The organism is Sciscionella sediminilitoris (genome assembly GCF_000737195.2).
Classification (GTDB): Bacteria; Actinomycetota; Actinomycetes; order Mycobacteriales; family Pseudonocardiaceae; genus Sciscionella; species Sciscionella sediminilitoris.
Window position 1 is genome coordinate 25042 of record NZ_JALM01000055.1, and the last position, 18961, is coordinate 44002.

19 protein-coding genes are annotated in these 18961 nt (G+C 69.9%); 11 read left to right on the forward strand and 8 right to left on the reverse strand.

Features of this window, described 5'->3' with window-relative positions:
• Positions 1-7: 7 nt before the first annotated feature.
• Complete coding sequence (locus AD72_RS21740; protein ID WP_031468392.1) at positions 8-1093, reverse strand: FAD-dependent oxidoreductase; 1086 nt, start codon at positions 1091-1093, stop codon at positions 8-10.
• Between the two features lie 82 nt (positions 1094-1175).
• On the opposite strand from AD72_RS21740, the gene AD72_RS21745 reads away from it, so the two are divergent.
• On the forward strand, positions 1176-1757 hold the full coding sequence (locus AD72_RS21745; protein ID WP_031468393.1) for a TetR/AcrR family transcriptional regulator: 582 nt from the start codon (positions 1176-1178) through the stop codon (positions 1755-1757).
• 87 nt (positions 1758-1844) lie between these two features.
• Here AD72_RS21745 and AD72_RS21750 read toward each other — a convergent pair whose 3' ends face one another.
• Genes AD72_RS21750 through AD72_RS21760 form a run of 3 tightly spaced genes read right to left on the reverse strand, consistent with a single transcriptional unit; the run spans position 1845 to position 4894 of the window.
• A complete protein-coding gene (locus AD72_RS21750; protein ID WP_031468394.1) occupies positions 1845-2882 on the reverse strand; it encodes a sensor histidine kinase in 1038 nt (345 codons plus the stop codon).
• A complete protein-coding gene (locus tag AD72_RS21755) occupies positions 2879-3571 on the reverse strand; it encodes a response regulator transcription factor (protein WP_031468395.1) in 693 nt (230 codons plus the stop codon). Before AD72_RS21755 ends, AD72_RS21750 begins: the two co-directional genes overlap by 4 nt.
• Before the next feature lie 12 nt (positions 3572-3583).
• Positions 3584-4894, reverse strand: coding sequence for a hypothetical protein (locus AD72_RS21760; protein ID WP_031468396.1), 1311 nt, complete (start codon positions 4892-4894; stop codon positions 3584-3586).
• 143 nt (positions 4895-5037) lie between these two features.
• On the opposite strand from AD72_RS21760, the gene AD72_RS21765 reads away from it, so the two are divergent.
• The 10 genes from AD72_RS21765 to AD72_RS21810 all read left to right on the forward strand — a co-directional run bounded on the left by AD72_RS21765 (position 5038) and on the right by AD72_RS21810 (position 12817).
• Entirely contained in the window at positions 5038-5688 is a 651-nt protein-coding gene (locus AD72_RS21765) for a glycosyltransferase family 2 protein (RefSeq protein ID WP_031468397.1), read from the forward strand.
• A gap of 76 nt (positions 5689-5764) precedes the next feature.
• A complete protein-coding gene (locus AD72_RS21770; RefSeq protein ID WP_031468398.1) occupies positions 5765-6421 on the forward strand; it encodes a TIGR04282 family arsenosugar biosynthesis glycosyltransferase in 657 nt (218 codons plus the stop codon).
• Positions 6418-7020, forward strand: coding sequence for a methyltransferase domain-containing protein (locus tag AD72_RS21775; RefSeq protein ID WP_031468399.1), 603 nt, complete (start codon positions 6418-6420; stop codon positions 7018-7020). The genes AD72_RS21770 and AD72_RS21775 overlap by 4 nt, the downstream gene beginning before the upstream one ends.
• A 96-nt stretch (positions 7021-7116) precedes the next feature.
• Entirely contained in the window at positions 7117-7407 is a 291-nt protein-coding gene (locus tag AD72_RS21780; RefSeq protein ID WP_031468400.1) for an acyl carrier protein, read from the forward strand.
• Positions 7394-8071, forward strand: coding sequence for an ABC transporter ATP-binding protein (locus AD72_RS21785; RefSeq protein ID WP_055731208.1), 678 nt, complete (start codon positions 7394-7396; stop codon positions 8069-8071). The genes AD72_RS21780 and AD72_RS21785 overlap by 14 nt, the downstream gene beginning before the upstream one ends.
• Complete coding sequence (locus AD72_RS21790; RefSeq protein ID WP_156365317.1) at positions 8028-8861, forward strand: ABC transporter permease; 834 nt, start codon at positions 8028-8030, stop codon at positions 8859-8861. The genes AD72_RS21785 and AD72_RS21790 overlap by 44 nt, the downstream gene beginning before the upstream one ends.
• Before the next feature lie 10 nt (positions 8862-8871).
• On the forward strand, positions 8872-10473 hold the full coding sequence (locus AD72_RS21795; RefSeq protein ID WP_031468403.1) for an AMP-binding protein: 1602 nt from the start codon (positions 8872-8874) through the stop codon (positions 10471-10473).
• The gene (locus AD72_RS21800) at positions 10461-11480 is read left to right on the forward strand and encodes a serine hydrolase domain-containing protein (protein ID WP_031468404.1); all 1020 of its coding nucleotides are present in this window, start codon (positions 10461-10463) and stop codon (positions 11478-11480) included. Before AD72_RS21795 ends, AD72_RS21800 begins: the two co-directional genes overlap by 13 nt.
• A gap of 57 nt (positions 11481-11537) precedes the next feature.
• Positions 11538-12152, forward strand: coding sequence for a TetR/AcrR family transcriptional regulator (locus AD72_RS21805; RefSeq protein WP_031468405.1), 615 nt, complete (start codon positions 11538-11540; stop codon positions 12150-12152).
• 2 nt (positions 12153-12154) lie between these two features.
• On the forward strand, positions 12155-12817 hold the full coding sequence (locus tag AD72_RS21810) for an enoyl-CoA hydratase/isomerase family protein (protein ID WP_031468406.1): 663 nt from the start codon (positions 12155-12157) through the stop codon (positions 12815-12817).
• Here AD72_RS21810 and AD72_RS21815 read toward each other — a convergent pair.
• The 4 genes from AD72_RS21815 to AD72_RS21830 form a co-directional block, all read right to left on the reverse strand.
• Positions 12814-16554, reverse strand: coding sequence for an amino acid adenylation domain-containing protein (locus tag AD72_RS21815; RefSeq protein ID WP_156365318.1), 3741 nt, complete (start codon positions 16552-16554; stop codon positions 12814-12816). The genes AD72_RS21810 and AD72_RS21815 overlap by 4 nt on opposite strands.
• A 111-nt stretch (positions 16555-16665) precedes the next feature.
• Positions 16666-17352, reverse strand: a complete 687-nt coding sequence (locus tag AD72_RS21820; RefSeq protein WP_051898869.1) for a VC0807 family protein — start codon at positions 17350-17352, stop codon at positions 16666-16668.
• Positions 17353-17479: 127 nt separating this feature from the next.
• On the reverse strand, positions 17480-18307 hold the full coding sequence (locus AD72_RS21825) for an alpha/beta fold hydrolase (RefSeq protein ID WP_037346865.1): 828 nt from the start codon (positions 18305-18307) through the stop codon (positions 17480-17482).
• Between the two features lie 13 nt (positions 18308-18320).
• The gene (locus tag AD72_RS21830) at positions 18321-18956 is read right to left on the reverse strand and encodes a QsdR family transcriptional regulator (RefSeq protein ID WP_051898870.1); all 636 of its coding nucleotides are present in this window, start codon (positions 18954-18956) and stop codon (positions 18321-18323) included.
• Between the last annotated feature and the right edge of the window lie 5 nt (positions 18957-18961).

The window sequence follows — 18961 nt, forward strand, 5'->3', positions numbered from 1 at the left end:
GCCGAGCTCAGGAGGTCGGCGAGTCCAGCAGGGTGTGCAGGCCTTCGGCGACCTCTCGCGCGGTCTCGGCCGAGCGCGCCAGCATGACTTTCTCGTAGGCGCGCACCCCGTCCGGTGCCCCGTGTTCGGCGATCGCCTCGGCGAGTTCGGCCCCGTCGAGCATGGCCAGGTTCGCCCCGACCCCGAGCGGGGCCATCAGGTGCGCGGCATCGCCGAGCAGGGTGATCCCGGGAACCCCGTCCCAGTGGTGCGGCACCGGAAGTCCGTACAGCGGGCGGTGTTTGAGCTCGCCCTCGGCCTCGGTGATCAGGGCGAGCAGGCGCGGATCCCAGCCCGCGTAGTCCGCGAGCAGCCGGGCGCGCACCGCCTCCGGATCGGCGAAGTCCACGTCCGCGAACCAGTCCGGCGGCACCGATTGCGCGGCATAGCAGCGGATGCTCCCGTCCCCGTTGCGTTGCGGGAACAGTCCCTTGCCCGCGGCCTTGGCCAGCGCGGAGCCGTTGCCGACCAGTTCGGCGATCTCCGGGTGCCGGGTGTCCGCGTCCGGGAGCACGAGTTCGACGAAGGTCACGCCGAGGTATTCGGGAACGGCGTCCGAGAGGGCCGGGCGCACCTTGGACCAGGCCCCGTCCGCCCCGACCACCACGTCGAAGTCCCGGCTGCCGTTCGCGAAGCGCATCCGGGCCCCGCCGTCCGCGATCGGGGTGACCTCGAGCAGGCGCTGCCCCCATTCGACGGTGCCCTCCTCGAGTGAGTCGAGCAGCATCCGGCGCAGTTCGCCGCGGTCGATCTCGGGTGCGAAGGTGTCCCCCTCCTCGGGGACCAGGTGGGTCAGCAGGTTCGCCGCCGTGTCGTAGCGCCGCCACTCCTGCCCCTCCGGACGGGAGATCGCGAGGAACTTCTCGAGCAGCCCCGCCGAGCGCAGCGCGAGCTGGCCGTCGTCGGCGTGCAGGTCGAGCGTGCCGCCCTGGTCCCGGGTTTCGAGGGAATCCTCGCGTTCGAAGACGGTCACGGAGAAGCCGTGCCGCTGCAGGACTCGTGCGCAGGTGAGCCCGCCGGGGCCGGCTCCGGCGATAGCGATTCGGGTGTTCATACCCCCCAGAAAAGCACACTCACTTCAAAAGTGCAATCACTACACTTTTGTAGTGAGACAACCGACGCGCTATGCTGGTCTCGTGACCGAGGAACCACAGGGACACGAACCACAGGGACGTCGCGAGCGCAAGAAGGCCCGCACCCGTCAGGCGCTGGCCGATGCCGCGCTCGAACTCTTCCTCGAACGCGGCTTCGAGGCGGTGAGCGTGAAGGAGATCGCCGATACCGCGGACGTCTCGGTGACCACCCTGTTCAAGCACTTCCCGAGCAAGGAAGCGCTGGTGTTCGACCAGGAACAGGATGTGGAGGCCACCCTGGTCGCCGCGGTGCGCGAGCGCCCGGAGGGCATGTCGATCCCCGAAGCGCTGCACACCTTCGTGCGCCGGGCCACCGAACCCGAGCTCGTCCGGGAACGGGAACGGTTCATGCGACTGGTCGAGGACACCCCGGTGCTGCGGGAGTACTCCAATCGGATGTGGATGCGGCACAAGACCGCGCTGGCCCGCGCGATCGCCGCGGAGAGCGGGGCACCCGAGGACGATCTCCGCTGCGCCGCGCTCGCCCACTTCGCGTTGTCCACCGGCGAACTGATCCGGGACAGCCCCGACCAGCAACGCGCCGCGGACGCCGCGTTCATCCTCCTCGCCGAGGGCTGGGGTTAGCGACCATTTTCAAGCGGCGTGCGCCGCTCAAACCACCCACGCCATGGGCAACGTGGCGGGTTCTCAGGCAAACCGACCGGAGAATTCTCAGCGAGAAAGCGGCAACCGTACCTCGAAGCGACAGCCGGGTCCGTGATTGCGCACCCCGATGTGCCCGTGGTGCGCTTCGACGAGGCCCTTCGCGATCGCGAGCCCGAGCCCTCCCCCGCTGTCCGCGCCCGGGGTTCGTGCGGTGCTGCCCCGGAAGGCGACGTCGAACACCCGCCCGATCTCCTCATCGGGAATGCCGCCGCAGCCGTCGTCCACGGTGAGCACCGCGTCCGCGCGCTCCACGCCGAGTTCCACGGCCACGGTGCCGTCCGGCGGGGTGTGCCGGATCGCGTTGGACACCAGGTTGCGCACGATCCTGGCCAGTTCCGGATCGCTGCCCAGCACCACCGGCGTGGCCCGCGCCTCGGCCCGCACCCGGACCTGTTTGCCCTGCGCGATCGGGGTCTGCGCGGAGAGGGCGTCGCTGACCACATCGTGCAGCGGGACCTCGGCCATGCTCAGCCGCAGCGCGCCCGCGGTGATCCTGGACAGCTCGAACAGGTCGTCGACCATGCCGGAGAGCCGCTGCGCCTCGGTGCTGATCCGCTCGGCGTAGTCGGTGACCTCTCCCGGTTCGGCGACCATCCCGTCGGCGAGTGCTTCGGCCATCGCGCGGATCCCGGCGAGCGGGCTGCGCAGGTCGTGACTGATCCAGGCGACGAGCTCGCGCCGGGCCGATTCCGCGGCGCGTTCCTTGTCCCGCAGTTCCCGTTCCCACACACTGCGCCTGCCGATGACCCGGGCGAGCACGATCGCGACCGGCACGGTGACCAGCGCGACCATCAGGCACACCAGCAGCATCGTGGTGATCGTCGGGGTGAACATGAAGCCGCTGATCCCGAGCACGCCGACCAGGGTCGCCAGCACCGGGATGAGCACCAGCACGGTGAGCGCGGTGCCCATGGACCGGTTGCGCAGCAGGAAAAGCAGCACCGCGCCGAGCGCGATCACCGGCAGCGCGAAGGCGAGCGCGAACGGAAGGATGTGCAGCAGGTGCCCGAGAATATCGGCCATCGGCTCCTTGGGCTCGATCACGATGCCACCTCATCGGGGTCGTAGCGGTAGCCCACACCCCAGACCGTGGCGATGCGCACCGGGCGAGCCGGATCGGGTTCGATCTTCTCCCGCAGCCTGCGCACGTGCACGGTGACGGTGGACTGGTCACCGAAGTCCCAGCCCCACACCTGCTCGAGCAGATCAGCGCGGGAGTACACGGTTCCCTTGTGTGCCAGGAAAAACGCGAGCAGGTCGAATTCCCGGACGGTGAGCGCGAGCTGGGTCTCGCCGAGTACCGCGCGCCGGGAACCCAGTTCGAGCCGCAGCGGTCCGTCGCGCAGCACCTGGTCGGCTTCCCGGACCGGGGCCTGCGCCCGGCGCAGCACCGAGGCCACCCGCAGGGCGAGCTCGCGCGGGCTGAACGGTTTGGTCACGTAATCGTCCGCACCGAGGCTCAGCCCGGCGATCCGGTCCTCCTCCTCGCCGAGCGCGGTCAGCAGGACGACCGGCAGCTGTCCGCGCGCCCGGATCCGTTTGCAGACCTCGAGACCGCTCGTTCCGGGCAGCATCACATCGAGCACGACCAGATCGGGCGCGCCCTGCGCGAGCATGCCGAGCGCGGTCTCCCCGTCCCCGGCGACCTGGACGGAGAACCCGGCCGCCGCGAGATAGCGGCGCACCACATCGCGCACCGTCGCATCATCATCGACCACGAGCACGGTCCGCATGCGTTCTCCTCGTCACCAGTTCGTCAACAGCAGATGGTTCACCAGCAGCGCCGTGCCCGCCTGCGCGAGCAGCCACCACCGCCTGCCGCGCGCGGGCAGCAGTGCCGTCGCCGCGAGCAACCACACGTCGAACGGTAACCAGATCCGCTCCACCTCGGCCTTCGACATGCCCGAGAAGTCGGCGAGCAGCACCGCGAGCAGTGCGGCACCGGCCAGCAGCACCACCGGGCTCCTGCGGTGCGCGAACGCCCGGCGCAGCGCGGGCAGCACGGCGGGACCGACGGCGAGCACGAGCGAGGCGAGATTCGCCCACACCCAGTACCAGTAGGGCCGCACCGCCCCCACGTCATCGTGGTAGTACCGGTGGTGCAGTTGCGCGTATCCGTCGAACCACCAGAACCCGGCCAGGGTGAACGCCGCGACGACCGCGAGCACCCCGAGCAGCGCGAGCACCGCGACCGACCAGGAACGGGTGTAGCTCAGCACGGCCACCGCGAGCAGGCCGATCAGCACCAGCCCGTAGGACAGGTACAGCGTGCAGCCCAGCAGCAGCCCGGCTGCCAGTGCCACCGGAACGCGTACCGGAACCCGGCAGCGGGTAGCGAGCGCCAGCAGCGCGATCGCGCTTGCCGACACCCCGGTGAACACCGCGTCGGCACTGGCCCCGATCCACACCGCCCCTGGGAACAGCACCAGGAAGGGCAGCACCGAACGCGCGGCATCGGGGCGTCCGAGCAGCGCGAGCGTCGCGGGAACGGCGACCGCGGCCAGACAGCCGAACAGCACACAGGCCACCGCGGCCGGCCCACCCCCGGGGAGCCCGATCCGTTCCAGCCACACGAAAAACAGCGTCGCCCCCGGCGGGTGGCCGGAAACGTGGGTCGTCCAGGAACCGGGAACCCCGACCGGAATCCGCGCGCTGAACGTGGCCAGCATCCGCGGGATATCGGTGATGCCGGGGACATCGTGCAGATACTCGGGCCATTGCACGAGCCGGCCCGCGAGGCCGGTGCGCCAGCCGTCGATCATGGCGAGCGAGAACGTCCAGCCGAGCGCGCACAGATAGCCGAGCGGCAACAGGTACCGCAGGCGCACGCGCGCGGCCAGCGCGGGCCCGTAGCAGACCACGAGGACCGCGAGCAGGATCGCGGGCGCGGTGCCCCATCCCGCGTGCGGTTGCCAGATCGCGAAGATCGGCGGGGCCGGTTCGAAGAGCACCACACCCGATCCCGGGCGGTTCAGATACGCACCGAGCGCGGCCGCAGCGGCGACAAGGGCGAGCTGTACCGCCACGGCGACCAGATCGGCCCGTATCCCACGCACTGCCGCACGCTAACGGGTGCACGGCAACGGAATCCAGCTTCAGCCGCGGTTCGTCATCACTCGGTAAGAATTGCCGAGACGTCAGAATTCGGTAAGCACCGGGCGCCTTCCGGTTGCCCGGAAACCGACCTAGCGTTCCCCGCATGCGAACCGTCGACGTGATACTCCCCTGCCTGGACGAGGAGAAAGCGCTGGCCGGGGTGCTCGGCGCGCTCCCCGACGGCTACCGGGCGATCGTGGCGGACAACGGCTCCACCGACGGTTCCCCGCTGGTGGCCACGCGGTACGGGGCGCGGGTGGTGTACGAGCAGCGGCGCGGCTACGGGGCCGCGGTGCACGCCGGACTGCTCGCGGCGAGCGCGGAGATCGTCTGCGTGCTCGACGCGGACGGTTCCCTGGATCCTGGCGAGCTCCCGGAACTCGTGGCGCTGGTGGATTCCGGTGCCACCCTCGCGGTGGGGCGGCGGCGCCCGCGCGGCCGCGGGGCCTGGCCCTGGCATGCGCGGCTGGCGAACGCAGTGCTCGCCGCGCTGCTGCGGGCCAGGGGCGCTCCGGTGCACGACATCGCGCCGATGCGCGCCGCCCGGCGGTCCGCGCTGCTCGAGCTCGGGGTGGCCGACCGCGGCTTCGGCTATCCACTGGAACTGTTGCTGCGCGCGGCGAAGGCGAACTGGACCATCACCGAACGGGATGTGGTGTACCGGCCGCGCGCCGCGGGCACCACCTCGAAGGTCACCGGAACGGTGCGCGGCACGCTGCGCGCGATCCGGGACATGGCGCGGGTGATCGCATGAGCGAGGCTCGCGAGCGAATCATGGACATCATGCGCCGAACGGAATCGAGCGCTGTCTCGCGAGGCGAGGCGATCGCATGAGCGAGGTATGCGTGCTGGTGCTCGCGAAGGCACCCGTTCCCGGGCGCGTCAAGACCCGGCTCTGTCCACAAGCGACTCCCGAGCAGGCTGCCGCGATCGCGGCGGCCGCACTGCTGGACACCCTGGATGCGGTGCGCGCATCCGGGGCGCGCGGGCTGCTCGCACTCTCGGGCGCACCGGGGGAGGCCGTGCGTGCCGGGGAACTGGCCGAGGCATTGCGCACGGTCACGGTGTTCGGGCAGCGCGGAACCGGGCTCGCCGAACGGATCGCGCACGCGCACGCGGATGCCGCCGAGCTCGTTCCCGGGGCTCCGGTGCTGCAGATCGGCATGGACACCCCGCAGGTCTCCCCCGCACTGCTCGCCGTGTCGGGCGCGCGGCTGTACCGGGAACCGGCGGTGCTCGGCCCGGCGGACGACGGCGGCTGGTGGGCGCTCGGACTGCGGGATCCCTTACACGCCAAGGCGATCACCGGGGTTCCGATGTCCACTCCGGACACTTGCACGGAAACCCGGGCCGCGCTACGCGAATCCGGTGTGACACCGGGAGAACTGCCCGCGCTCTCCGATGTGGACACCATGGCCGAGGCGCGCGCGGTCGCCGCGCTGATCCCGCGCAGCCGGTTCGCGGCCGTTCTGCGGGCGCTCCGGTGACCGCCTTCGATCTGAGCCTGACCGGAAGCGTTCCCTGGCTCGAACTGGCCAGCGGGGAACGGATCGAGCTTCCGGTGCACCGCTGGCGGCGCGCCCCGGACAACGAGGACACCGTGCTGCTCGGCCGCTGCACCGGTCCCACCATCGATCTCGGCTGCGGCCCCGGCCGGTTCGTGGCGGCGCTGACCGAACGCGGGATCCCGGCGCTCGGCGTGGACAGTTCCCCGATCGCGATCGGACTGGCCCGGGCCCGCGGTGCTCCGGTGCTGCACCGGGATGTGTTCGCCGCGCTGCCGCGCACCGGGAGCTGGCGGCATGTGCTGCTCGCGGACGGCAACATCGGCATCGGCGGGGACCCGGAACGGCTGCTGCGCCGGGCGGCCCGGCTGCTCGAACGGGGTGGCAGCATCCTGCTCGAACTCGGCCCGCCAGGCCACGGGCTGCGCCGCGAACGCGCCCGGATCGCCAGCAGGGACTGGTTCCACTGGGCGTTCCTCGGTGCGGACGCGGTCGGCCCGCTCGCGGACCGCGCCGGGCTGCACCGGATCTGGTCCGCGCGCACCGGTCAGCGCTGGTTCACCGAGCTCCGCAAGCCCTGAACCGCGGTCTCAGGGATGCCTCGTCCCTGGGGCCTACCCCAGGATCAGCCCACAGGCCGACGCGCTCGTAACCACCCGATTGGGTAAGTTCACGTTGTGTTCACTACGTCAACCGAGACCCTGGCCCGCGTCCACGCCGAGATCATCGCCGTGGCGAGAGAGATCCTGCGTGAGCCGGAACTGGCCATCGCACCGGAGGACGACCTGCGCGAGCAGCTCGGCCTGGACAGCGCCGATCTCGCCGAACTGCTGGTCATGCTGGAGGAACGCCTCGGTGTTCCGCTGCCCGAACGGGCACTGATCCCCAGCGCGGACTGGGACCCCCTCGCCACGGTGGATACGCTCACCCGCACCGTGGCCCGGGAGTGCGATCGTGCTCGACATTGACCGCGTGGCCAAAACCCTCGGCGACCGCACGGTTCTGCAGGAGGTCTGCCTGAGCGTGCGAGCCGGTGAACGGGTCGCGGTATTGGGCCCGAACGGGGCGGGCAAGAGCACCCTGCTCAAGCTCGTCACCGGCGTGTGGCGCCCGGACCACGGTTCGGTGCGCATCGGGGACGCGGCGCCGCGCGATCGGATCGGCCGGCTGCGGCTCGGCGCGGTCTTCCAGGAACCGGGCCTCGATCCGTTCATGACCGCGCGGGAAACCCTGCGGATGCACGGAGTTCTGTACGGCCTTTCCGGGCGCCCGCTCGCGCGGCGATGCGCGGGCGCGCTCGAGGAGGTGGAGCTGACCGAACTCGGCGGGCGGGAGAACCGGCACCTTTCCGGTGGCCAGCGGCGCAGGCTCGAACTGGCCCGCTGCCTGGTGCATCAGGCCTCGGTGATCGTGCTCGACGAGCCGACAGCCGGGCTCGATCCGCTCGCCAGGGAATCCCTGTGGGCCACGATCGACCGGCTGCGCGCCGAACGCGGGATCGCGGTGCTGTTCACCACCCACCATTTCGAGGAGATCGACGGCTGCGACCGGGTTTTCCGGTTGCGCGCAGGGCGATTGGAGGACTGTGGTGCACCCGACCGCGCGGCTTTCGTCTCCGCGTTCGCCCATTGACGGGCTTGCCTATCCGGCACGGGTGACCCTGGTCGCCGCGCGCCGCGAACTGGGCAGGCTGATGCGGGCCAGGGTGCGGCTGCTGGCCGGAATGGTGCAGCCGATGATCATCCTGTTCGCGCTCGGCGCCGGGCTCAACGCCGCGGTGCGCAGCACGCCCGAGGGCACGCCCTACCGGCTCTACGTCACCGCGGGGGCCGCGGTGACCGCGCTCACCACGACCTGTATGAACTCCGCACTGTCCATTGTGGGCGATCGGCAGTCGGGCTTTCTTCGCTCGATGCTCGTCTCGCCTGCCTCGGCCTTCGCGCTGTTGTTCGGCAGAACGCTCGGGGTGAGCCTGATCGGCACCGCCCAGGTGCTGGTGGTCGCGCTGCTCGCGGTCCCCCTAGGGGTCAGCGTCAGCGCCGGCGGGCTCGCCCTGACAGCACTCGCCGGTGCGGTGTGCGCGTTCGCGATCTCCGGGATCGGTTCGCTCATCGCGGCCGCGCTGGACCGCCAGGACAGCGTGAACGCGGTGAACCAGCTGGTGTTGCTTCCGCTGATCTTCCTCTCCGGCGGGATGTACGCGCTCGATTCCGCACCGCTGGCCCTGCGGGTGGCCGGGTTCGCCGATCCACTGCGCTACGCGGTCGATGTGCTGCGCTACTGCTTCGTCGGCATCGCGCCACCGAAGTGGCTGCCCGGCGAGATCGGTTTCACCCTCGCCGCCGACTGCCTGGTGATGGCCGCGGCCGGGATCGCCGCGCTGCTCGCCGCCTCCGTACTGCTACGCAATGAACGTCATTAGGAGCTCACCCATGACACCAGAGGATTTCCACGACCGGATCGAGAAACGCGCGTTGGACAGCGCGGCACCGGTCACGTTCTCCGGGAACACCGGTTCCTGGAGCGAGCTGTTCCATGCCGCGCACGAGATCGCCGACTGGCTGAGCGCGGCCGGGGTACGCCGCGGGGATGTGGTCGCGATCGTCGCCGATGCCGATTCCGGTACCGCGGCGAGCATCCTGGCCACCTGGAAGCTGGGCGCCACGGTGAGCGTGCTCGCCGGACCCTCCAGCACCAAACGGGCCGGGCTCGGCTACCCGGAATGGCTGCGCCTGCGCCTCGGACAACTGCGGGCCAGGGCACTGGTGACCACCATCGGCGAACTGGACACCGGTTGGCGAGCAACCGAATCCGGACCGCTCGGGATGCGCGCACTGCGCAATCCCGTTGACACGGAACAGTTCCCGGATCCGCCGGTGATCCTGCAGCTGACCAGCGGCTCGACCGGGACGCCGAAGATGGTCCCGGTCAGCGCGGAGTCCGCGATCGCGAACGTCGAGGCCACCGCGCGGCATCTCGGCCTCACCGGCGAGGACTCGGTGGTGAGCTGGCTTCCGCTCAACCACGACATGGGGCTGATCGGCACCTTCGTGCTTCCCGCGCTGCACGGGCTCCCGCTTCGGCTGTCCACTCCGGACTCGTTCGTGCGCAGCCCGATGAGCTGGCTCACCGACCTCGCGCAGACCCGTGCCACGCTGACCTTCGCGCCGCACTTCGCCTACGCGCTGCTGGCCCGCTACGGCCGGATCCGCACCCCGGAGGAGGACATCGATCTGTCCGCGCTCCGGCACTGCCTCAACGGAAGCGAGCCGATCAATGCCGCGGAGTTCGCGGCCTTCGGGGAGTTCGCCGCCCGCTTCGGAATGCCGGAAACCGCGCTGCGGCCCGGATACGGCATGGCCGAGCTCGGCCTGGTGTTCAGCACCGTGGTTCCCGGTGAACCCATGCGTTCGGTGACCGCCGATCCGAACAGCCTCGTCTCCGGTGGCATTCCGCGCGAGGATCCGGAAGGCAGCACCGTCACCGGCTGCGGCAAGCCGCTTCCCGGCTATTCCGCGGACATCCGCGATGAGCACGGGGAATCGCTGCCGCCCGGATCGGTCGGTGAGATCTGCGTGCACGGGCCGAGCCTGTTCCCCGGATACCTCGGCAGGCAGGACCACGACTACTTCTGGGCGGACGGTCACTACCGCACCGGGGATCTCGGTTTCCTGCGCGACGGTGAGGTCTTCGTCTGCGGGCGGATCTCCGATGTGATCATCGTGCGCGGGGAGAACTTCGTTCCCCAGGACATCGAGCACGAGGTCGCCGGTCTGGACGAGGTGCGCTCCGGGAACGTGGCCGCGTTCGGGGTGACCGATTCCGGCGCGGAGTCCGTGGTGGTCGTCGCGGAGACGAACAAGCCGAGCGAGGAACTGCGCGGCCGGATCGCCCGCCGGGTGCGCGAGGCGATCGCGGTGCGCCCTGCCGATGTGGTGTTGCTCGGCACCGGCCAGCTGCCCAAGACCACGAGCGGGAAACTGCAACGCCAGCAGTGCAAGCGCAGCTATCTGGAAGGGGCGTGGTCGAAGTGACCCTGCTCGGCACGAACTTCGCGCGCACCGAAAAGCAGGTCTCCCGGCGTATCGACGGCGAGGAATGGCTCGGCATGCAGTGCTTCGTGGCGCTGCGCGGGCAGACCGTGCTCGAACTCGCCGCCGGGGAGAGCGCCCCGGGGATCGCGATGACCACCGATGATCCGCTGCGCTGGACCTGCTCCTCCAAGGTGGTCACGGCCAGCCTGTTCGCGCGGCTGGCCGACGCGGGCCTGATCGATCTGCACGCCCCGATCCCGGGCTATGCCGAGCGGGTTACCGCCGCGCGGCTGCTCAACCACAGCGTCGGCCTCGGCGAACGGGCCGAGGAACCGTTCCTCGCGCCCTACGAACGGGTCGCCGAACGGGCCAGGAACGAACCGCACCATCCGGGATTCCCGGTCGGGCAGCAGCGCAGGTACAGCTCCTTCGCGAACTTCGCGGTGCTCGCCACGCTCGCCGAACGGGCCACCGGCCGTGCGTTCACCGAACTCGTGAACCGGGAGGTGTTCGCCCGCTGCGGAGCGCTCGATTCCGGCTTCACCGGCGAACCCGCGCCGACCTGGATCGGGGATTCCGGCTCGGTGCGGCCCGCGCTCGGCGAGCTGATCCCGGCCGAGAGCCTCGGCGCGGTGTTCCCCGGGGTCGGCTGCTCCGGCCCCGCACGGGAGCTGGCCGCCGTGGTGCGCGGAATGTCCCCGCACGCCGAGGACCGTCCGCGCAGCGCGCCCGAGTTCGTCACCGCGACCGCACCCTTCGTGCCCTGCCAGCGTTCCGGGGACACCGCCGAATGGGGACTCGGTTTCGTCGTCGGCTGGTCGCGGTTCGGCCGCTGCGCCTCCCCGGACAGTTTCGGGCACGCCGGATGCCGCAGTTCCCTGGTCATGCACGATCCGCGGCACGACCTGAGCATCGCGGTCATCGGCAACACCATCTCCGAATCGCTGGTACGCAGCGAGCGGGTGAAGCCGTTCATCCCGGCGATCTACGACGACCTCGGGCTCTGACCTCCCGTTGCCGAGTAGGGTCTTGTTCTAGAGCAGCTGCTCTGTTATTAATGGGGCATGCCACGGCCACGCACGCACGATCTCGATCAGGTGCTCGATGCCGCCGAGCACCTGATCGCGACGCGCGGCGCGGACGAGCTGACGGTGCGCGGGCTCGCCACGGAGTCCGGGGTGTCCAACGGGGCGATCTACCACGCCTTCGGTTCGCTGCCCGCGCTGCTGGCCAGGGTGTGGCTGCGCGCGGCAACGGATTTCCTCGACCGGCAGGAAACGCTCGCCGCCGGGGCGGATGATCCGGAAGAGGCGGTCTGCGCGGCCGCGCGGGCGCCCGCGGTGTTCGCCGGAGACCGTCCGGACGCGGCCCGCATGCTGCTGACCGTCCGCAAGGAAAGCCTGCTCGGCCCGCGGGTACCCGAGGAGCTCGCCGAAACACTGCACGCGCTCGACAACCGGCTGCTCGCGCTGCTCGTCCGGCTGGCCAGGGCGCTGTGGGGACGCGGGGACGGCGCGGCGGTCGAGGTGATCACCACCTGCGTCGTCGACCTGCCGACGGCCCTGTTCCGCAGGGAGCTCGCCTGGCCGGGCAGCGCCGTCGGCACCGATACCCAACGACGACTCGCCGCCGCCGTGCGTGCGGTGCTCGCCATCCCACCCCCGGACCGAAGGAGCTGACCATGCCCGAACTGCGCAAGGACGACGAGGTGTTCGTACTCGACCTCGGCGATACGGAGAACCGGTTCTCCCCGGACTGGCTCACCGCGGTCGGCGAGCAGCTGGACACCGCGGCCGCGACCGCGGGGGCGCTCGTCACCAGCGGTTCGGGGAAGTTCTACACCAACGGGCTCGACCTCGAATGGCTGCTCGCCAATGCCGATCAGTACGCGGACTACGTCGCCCGGGTGCACGAACTGCTGGCCAGGCTGCTCACCTTCCCGGTGCCGACCGTGGCCGCGATCAACGGCCACGCCTTCGGTGCGGGCGCCATGTTCGCGCTGGCCAACGACTACCGCGTGATGCGCGCCGACCGCGGCTATTTCTGCTTCCCCGAGGCCGATATCAACATCCCGTTCACCCCGGGGATGGCCGCGCTCATCCAGGCCAAACTGACCCCGGCCGCGGCGATGGCCGCCATGACCACGGCCCGGCGCTTCGGCGGCCCGCAGGCGCGCGAACTCGGGCTCGTGGACGAGGTCGCCGAACAGGAACAGGTGCTCGAGCGGGCGGTCGAGCTGGCCCGCCCGCTCGCCGGCAAGGACCGGGGCACTCTCGGGGCGATCAAGTCCACCATGTTCGCCACCGCGGCGAGCACCCTGCGGGAGCCGATGCCCGCGGCCTAAGGGTTTCCCGGACGGCGACCACTGACCACCGCGTCCCAGTAGGTGCCGAGCGCGGTTTCGGTCCGCCGGATCGCCTCGGCCATCCCCTCCGGATCCTCGCCGTCCTCCAGTGCCGCGCGGATCACCGTGGTGCAGGACCGGATCAGCTCGGCGGGGATCTCCGCGTATCCGCCGAGATAGTCCAGCACTTCGGCGGGTGCCGCGGCGGTCTGCCGCAGCCGGGTGGCCAGTTTTCCGCAGACCGCGCACCACAGCAGCAGATCGGCGCGCAGTGCGGCGGCCGCGGCCCCGATCCCGGTTTCGGCACCGAGCCAGCCGAGGAATTCGGTGAACGCCGATCCCCCGGCGTCCGAGGCACCGGAAACCGCGCGTGCGGCAGCATCCAGTGGCCGCGTGGCCGCCGCGATCGCCGCATGCGTTGCGTGGAACGGGTTTTCCCCGTTGCGCGGGCACCGCTCGGCCAGGGCGGCGAAGGTTTCGAGCTCCACCGGCTGCGCGCGTCGTTCGGAAGCGATGAACCGTGCGATGCAACCCTGGTCGAAACGGTCCTCGAGCACGGCCCGGTAGGCGGGGTTCGCCCGCACATGGTCCGCGATCGCAGGTTGCAGGCTGCGTTCGATGCGATGCGTCCGGTCCTGTTCGACCGGCGGGTCCGCCTCAGGTTCCGTGGCCCCCGCCGGTGGGGTGAGGAAACCGCTTTCGAGGAAGTCGCGCAGGTAGAGGTCGATCAGCCCGGCGTCCACCGCGGGCAGTTCGATCCCGGCGTCCCTGGTGGCCAGTTCGGTGTTGGTCCTGCTGAATTCCGGGAAGGTCTCCGCGAAATACATCTCCTTGACGGTGATCGAGGTGTCGTTGGCGCCCTCGTTGAACATCGGCATGAACGGTGTCATCGGATGCTGCGGCTGCGCCCCGGTCAGCTCGGTCACCCGCCGGACCCATTCGGTGTACGGCACCGTGCGGACCGGATATCCCATGGCGCGCAACCGTTCCACGAGCAGGCTCAGCCGCGCGTCCCGTGGATTGGTGAGGTTGTAGACCCTGCCGTCCGGGCGCTGCGTGCCGAGAATGTGCACGATCGCCTCGGCGGTGTAGTCCACGGGCACGAAATCCAGCGGCAGCTCCACATCCGGGGCCAGCCCGGTCTCCGCGATCGTGCGGAACCACGCGCACATCAGGGTGTCGGTGTTCCACACCCCGGTGTCCCGGGTTCCGGTGATCTCGTACGGCCGGTAGATGGCCACCGGAAGACCGCGCTCCCCCGCCGCGGCCGCCATGCGTTCGGCCACCCACTTGCTTTCCGGATAACCGAGGGAGATCCGCTCCGCGTGCTCCAGTTCCGCGTCCTCCCGGACATAGCGCACATCCGCGGTGCCGAAGCCGACGATGGTGGTGATGCTGGACAGATAGTGCAGCGGTTTGCGCCTGCCCTCGGTCGCGAACCGCAGCAGGGTGCGCATGCCCTCCACGTTCGTCCGGCGCAGCATCGAGTACGGGTAGGCGAAATTGATCAGTGATCCGGAGTGCACGATCACCTCGACCGATTCGGCGAGCTCGGCAAAACGTGCCACGGTAAGGCCGAGTTCCGGTTCGGCCATGTCCCCCACCACCGGGACGACGTGCTCGCGGACCCGATCGAAATCGAGCCGGTACCGGCGCATCCGCCCGGCGAGCCTGCGCAGCGCGTGTTCCTCGTCCTCGGCGCGGATCAGGCAGTACACTGTGGACACTCCGGCCGCGACCAGCCGGTCGAGCAGGAACACCCCCTGGAAACCGGTGGCCCCGGTGAGCAGCACCCGATCCGGGCGGCAGGGATCCTCCGGCAGCGGCGCGTCGAATCGCAGTCCCGCGGGCAGTTCGGACTCCCGCGGGAAGTCCACCGCGCCGGTGCTGCCGTCCTGTTCCCGCGTGTTCGTGAGCTGTGCGCTGAACTGTTCCAGGCTGGGATTGCCGATCAGCGCCTTGATCAGCGAACTGCCTCGCTCCGCCGGGATACCGAGCCGGTTCCCGATCGCCGCGGCCACCTGCGCGGCCTGCAGCGAGCCACCGCCCAGCCGGAAGAAATCGTCCGTGCGGCCCACCTCGCGCACCCCGAGCACCTCCCGCCACACCGCGGCGACCGCGCGCTCGAGCGGATCACTCGGTTCCTCGCCAAGGCCCGCGGTTTCCGGATCACCCTGCTCGGTGAGCCGCTCGCGGTCGATCTTCCCGCTCGGTGTCGTCGGCATCTCCGCGACCACGGTGATCTCCCGCGGCACCATGAACACCGGAAGCCGATCGCGCAGATAACCGCGCAAGGTCACCGGCAGCCCGGCGGAATCCGTGCCCTCCCCGGCGACCACCCAGCCGCGCAGCCGTTCCCCGCTCTCCACGGTCACCACGGCCTCGGCCACATCGGGATGCGCGGCGAGCACGAGCTCGATTTCGCGCAGCTCCACCCGGAATCCGCTGAGTTTGAGCTGCCGGTCCCGCCTGCCGAGGAATTCCAGAACCCCGTCCGCACGCCAGCGCGCCATGTCCCCGGTGCGGTACAGCATGGCCCCTTCGCGTTCGGCGAACGGATCGGGCACGAATCGCTCCCCGGTCAGCTCGGGCCGGTTGAGATAGCCGAGCGCCACCCCGTCCCCGCCGACCCAGAGTTCCCCTTCGGCGCCGATATCCGCCGGTTCCCCGTCGTCGCCGAGCACATAGGCGGTGGAGTTCGGCAGCGGTCTGCCGATGGGCACCGATTCGGCATCCGCCTCGAGTTCGGTCACCACGTGCGCGGTGCACAGCACCGAATTCTCCGTCGGGCCGTACCCGTCCACCAGCATCCCGGGCGCCCCGTTGCGCAGAATCGCCCGCACAGCACCGGGATTCAGCGCATCACCACCGGCGACCAGACAGCGCAGCGAACCGAACATCGCCGGATCCTGCGCCACGTGCTGATGGAGAAGGGCCGCGCCGAGCCACATCACCGAGGCCTGCTCCGCGCGCAGATACCGGTGCAGCGCGACGCTGGAGAGCACCGTCTCCAGGCTCGGTACCAACAGCTTCGCCCCGTTGAGCAGTGCACCGAACAGTTCCCATACGGCGAGGTCGAAGGTCAGGTTCACCGTCCCGCACACCACATCCGCGGATTCGATGGCCGCCGGGCTCGATACGCACACGAGCCTGGTGATGCCCCGATGCGGTACGAGCACCCCTTTCGGTTTTCCCGTCGAGCCCGAGGTGTACAACACATAGGCCGGGTCCTGGGCGCGCACCCCGGCCGGTTCCGGCGGCCGCCGATCCCCCGGCGCGGTGTCGACGTGCAGCACATCGACCTTGTCCGGCAACAGATCGCGGAACCGATCATCGGTGACCACACAGGAAACCTCCGCATCGGCCAGGATCTCCGCCAACCGGGTGCGCGGGAAATTCGTGTCCAGCGGCAGGAAAGCGGCACCCGCCCGCAGGGCACCGAGAATCGCCACATAGCCGGAAACCGAACGTTCCAGGGCAACCCCCACGACATCCCCGGCGGCCACACCCCGCGCCGCGAGCGCCCCGGCCAATCGCTCGACCCGTTGCCACAACCGCGCATAGCTGACCGGCGCACCCGTTTCCGGGGCCAGCGCGATCGCATCCGGGCTCCGGTGCGCCTGCCGCTCCAGCAATTCCGTCACCAGCGCATCGCGCGGATACTCCACCCGAGTACGGTTCCATTCACCGATACGCCGCAACAGCTCGGTTTTCCGCTGCCGTACCGTCGTCGTCATCGTGCACCCCTTCTCTTCGGAGTACACAGACGCTAAAGATCCGCAAAACCCTGCGCAATCAACGGTTCCGTGGCGCGGAACGTGGAATCTTCCTGCGTGGTAATCGATCGGCTAGCCGATCGATTCCGTCCGGGACGGCGACTCGAGACCGGCACGCCGGCCGTAGGCCTTGCTGAGGTAGACGACGAGACAGAGCAGCCCGACGAGCAGGAGCATGCTGAGCAGCGGAACGAGATCGATCGGCAAGGTGTAAGCCATGATCACCCGTGCGGCCGCGTCGAGCAGGAAAGCGATACCCCAAGCGGTGGTGATCAATCGCATGGCCTTGCGGAACAGCGGGCTCTCGGTCCAGTTCCGGCGCCACTGCTCGGCATCCCCGGGTGGCATCAGCTTGATGGTCGCGGCGTAGAGCAACGGCTGGCGCCTGAGCAAGGTGGACAGCGTCCAGAGCCCCAGCAGCGCGGTGATGTAGCTTTCCCTGGCCAGGATCAGCCGTGGGTCAGCGGTCAGAAGTCCGATGACTGTGGCTACCCCGATGATGCTCAAGGTGAACAGGGTGAGCATCTCGAGCCGCCGCCGTCGCACGGCCGTGTAGAGCAACCGGATCGCGGGCAGGGCACCGCTGAGTATGAGCGCCAGCCACTGGTTCACCCCCGCCAGTCGCATCCCGTAGAACAAACCGAGCGGGACGGCAACGTCGAGCAGGATCATGGCGAGCACGCGGGTGCGCGCCTGCGCGCGTTCCCGGCCGGTCGGCCGATCGGATCGGTCCGGCCGCTCATCTCCCGCTTCGACCATCCCCGGCGGCCTCCGTTCACCCGACGATGCCGGGAGCCTAATGGGAAACGGCATCGTACGGGCGGAGTTCAGCGAAGTCACCGAACGCCCGAACACAGCGTGTCCGTGTCTTCACTCCGGGCGGAACTCAGGCATGCAGGGCGATGAACGACAACAGGAATTCCGCGGTACGCGGTGGATCCTCGAGGATGGGCGAATGGCCGAGGCCGGGCAACAGTTCGACACGCGCGCCGGGCACGGCACGGTAATCGGCCGCGGAAGCGGGACGCCACCTCCGATCCTGCTCGCCGAAGAGCACCAGCAGCGGCTTGCCGAGCGGGGCGAGACGATCCGGGAGTGGGCGCTGCCGCAGGTACTCGTTTCCGGCCCGCATCGTCGCGGTGAAGGAATGCAGGGTCATCGCGCGTACATCCGCGATGAGTTGCCGCGGGATCCGGAAACCCGCGCGACTGAAGGCCGGGCGCATGAGCCGCCGGATCTGCTCATCGCTGAGCTCCGGCCACTGCTCGGGATCGAAGGCGAAGTCCTGGGCGATGAAGGCATCCAGGCTGGGACCGGTGTCGATCAGCGCGAGGGCGCCCACCAGTTCCGGACGTTGCTCGGAAAGGGCCGTGGCGACCAGGCCGCCACTGGAGTGCGCGAGGAGGACAGCGCGCGGAACGCCGAGCCGATCGAGCACCTGACCGACCCGGCGGCCCTGCTCGGCGGTCTGGTAGACGTCCCCTGCCGGTTTGCCGGACCTGCCGTGACCGAGCAGATCGATCCGGATCACGCGATGGGAGGCGGCCAGTATCGCGGCCATCGGGTCCCACGAGCGAAGGGACGCGCCGGATCCGTGCAACAGCACGACCGCGGGACCGTCCGCCGCGCCGTCCACCACGACGTGGATGACCCCATCGTCGAGCCGGACGAACCGGCCGCCGGTGTTCGCGTCATCGAGAATGTCCCGGGTCATCGCAGCGTCTCCCTCAGTTGCCGGCCGCACCGGGCAGCAGGGCGTCGACGACCCTGGCGCAGCGGTCGAGATCGGGGGCTTCGCCGGTGATGAGCCCGAGATAGGTGTACGACTCCAGCACGCGGACCAGCACGTAGGGCAGATCCTCCGCCGGGATCGGTGAGCGCAGCCGGTCCGCAGCGGCCTCCTCGTGGACGATCTCGGCGACCGAGCGGATCAGCCGGGCCTCGAAATCGGAGGCTTTGGTGGTCAGCAACCGCAGGGCGAGCTCCCCTTCGCGTTCGATGAAGCGCTGCATTCCCTCGTTGCTGTTGACGGCGCGCACGAGGTCGTTCAGCACGGCCGCCGCCGGGGACTGCCCGGGAACCGCGGACGGCCCCGGATGGCAATGGGTTTTCCGCAGATCCGTGATGGTGGGTTCGATCAGTGACCAGAGAAGCTCGGTGAGCAGCTCATCGCGGGAGCCGACCCAGCGATACAGGGTAGCCCGGTCCACGCCGAGTTCGCGGGCCAGGCCCTGCATGTCCACGCGGTCACCGGCGAGGAAGGTTCGGCGGGCCAGGCGGAAGGCATCCAGGGCGGTCGGACGCACGGTGCCGTCGAGCTGGCGCCGCAGCGGTGTCTCGGCGCGACGAGCCTGTCCTGCCATCTGCT

What these genes read in the sequence shown, in the direction of transcription:
- AD72_RS21740 (WP_031468392.1), bottom strand. Translation starts at nt 1,093, where the DNA reads ATGAACACCCGAATCGCTATCGCCGGAGCCGGCCCCGGCGGGCTCACC.
- AD72_RS21755 (WP_031468395.1), bottom strand. Translation starts at nt 3,571, where the DNA reads ATGCGGACCGTGCTCGTGGTCGATGATGATGCGACGGTGCGCGATGTG.
- AD72_RS21765 (WP_031468397.1), top strand. Translation starts at nt 5,038, where the DNA reads ATGCGAACCGTCGACGTGATACTCCCCTGCCTGGACGAGGAGAAAGCG.
- AD72_RS21770 (WP_031468398.1), top strand. Translation starts at nt 5,765, where the DNA reads ATGAGCGAGGTATGCGTGCTGGTGCTCGCGAAGGCACCCGTTCCCGGG.
- AD72_RS21795 (WP_031468403.1), top strand. Translation starts at nt 8,872, where the DNA reads ATGACACCAGAGGATTTCCACGACCGGATCGAGAAACGCGCGTTGGAC.
- AD72_RS21805 (WP_031468405.1), top strand. Translation starts at nt 11,538, where the DNA reads ATGCCACGGCCACGCACGCACGATCTCGATCAGGTGCTCGATGCCGCC.
- AD72_RS21810 (WP_031468406.1), top strand. Translation starts at nt 12,155, where the DNA reads ATGCCCGAACTGCGCAAGGACGACGAGGTGTTCGTACTCGACCTCGGC.
- AD72_RS21815 (WP_156365318.1), bottom strand. Translation starts at nt 16,554, where the DNA reads ATGACGACGACGGTACGGCAGCGGAAAACCGAGCTGTTGCGGCGTATC.
- AD72_RS21820 (WP_051898869.1), bottom strand. Translation starts at nt 17,352, where the DNA reads ATGGTCGAAGCGGGAGATGAGCGGCCGGACCGATCCGATCGGCCGACC.
- AD72_RS21825 (WP_037346865.1), bottom strand. Translation starts at nt 18,307, where the DNA reads ATGACCCGGGACATTCTCGATGACGCGAACACCGGCGGCCGGTTCGTC.
- AD72_RS21830 (WP_051898870.1), bottom strand. Translation starts at nt 18,956, where the DNA reads ATGGCAGGACAGGCTCGTCGCGCCGAGACACCGCTGCGGCGCCAGCTC.